Source organism: Streptomyces sp. P5F9, assembly GCF_057961495.1.
Window position 1 is genome coordinate 1 of sequence record NZ_JBXVPZ010000972.1, and the last position, 985, is coordinate 985.

Annotated in this window: 1 protein-coding gene and 1 pseudogene; one reads left to right on the top strand and one right to left on the bottom strand. The window is 73.2% G+C overall.

Annotated features, from left to right (window positions below; genetic code table 11):
- Positions 1 to 297, top strand: a pseudogene (locus tag AC31A1_RS51885) (hypothetical protein); the annotation flags it as partial.
- A 29-nt stretch (positions 298 to 326) separates the two neighbouring features.
- On the opposite strand, the gene AC31A1_RS51890 reads toward AC31A1_RS51885, so the two are convergent.
- Positions 327 to 985 (bottom strand): aminotransferase-like domain-containing protein (locus AC31A1_RS51890; protein ID WP_489659991.1); only part of this gene is annotated, 659 nt, incomplete at its 5' end.

A 985-nucleotide genomic window follows, 5' to 3' on the forward strand; every position in this document is an offset into this window, starting at 1 on the left:
CTGGTCGGCAATCCGGCGACGTATGCGCTGCTCGTCGGTGGGGGCGCCGCGTTTCTGCTGCTGACGACGGCTCTGCAGCGGGGGTCGGTGACGACGGCCACCGCCGGGCTGGTGATCGGGGAGACGATCGGTCCGGCGCTGGTGGGGGTGGTGTGGCTCGGGGACCGTACGCGGGACGGGTTGGAGTGGCTGGCGGTGCTGGGGTTCCTGGTGGCTGTGGCGGGGGCGTTGGCATTGGCGCGGTTTGGTGAGGCGCCGGCGGAAGCAGCCGACGAAGCTCCCGCGGAAACGGTGTAGGCCAGGCCACGCGAAAACGGCGGCGCAGGTCACGGCAGCACCCTGCACAGTGCCTCCACCGCCCCCGCCCACGCATGGTCCGGCGGCGTGCCGTAGCCCACCACCAGGGCGTCCAGGGGGTCGGCCAGGGCGTGTTCGTGGCGGTAGAAGGACAGCGAGTGGAGGGCGAGGCCCTGCCAGGCGGCGGCTTGGACCACGGACTGTTCGGTGCCGGGCGGGAGGCTGAGGACGGCGTGGAAGCCGGCCGCGATACCGGTGACGTGGACGTCGGGGGCGTGCTGGGCGAGGGCGTCGACCAGGGTGTCGCGGCGGCGGCGGTAGCGCAGGCGGGCGGCGCGGACGTGGCGGTCATAGGCGCCGGAGGTGATGAACTCGGCGAGGGTCAGCTGGTCCAGGACGCCGCAGGTGTCGATGCCGCCCTTCGCCTGTGCGACCTCCTCCATCAGTGAAGGGGGCAGGACCATCCAGGCGAGGCGGAGGCCGGGGGCGAGGGACTTGCTGGCGGTGCCGAGGTAGACGACGTGGTTCGGGTCGAGTCCCTGGAGGGCGCCGATGGGCTGGCGGTCGTAGCGGAACTCGCCGTCGTAGTCGTCCTCCAGGACCAGGCCGCCGGTGCGGCGGGCCCAGTCGACGGCGGCGGAGCGGCGGTCGTGGTGGAGGGGGACGCCCATGGGGAACTGGTGGGCGG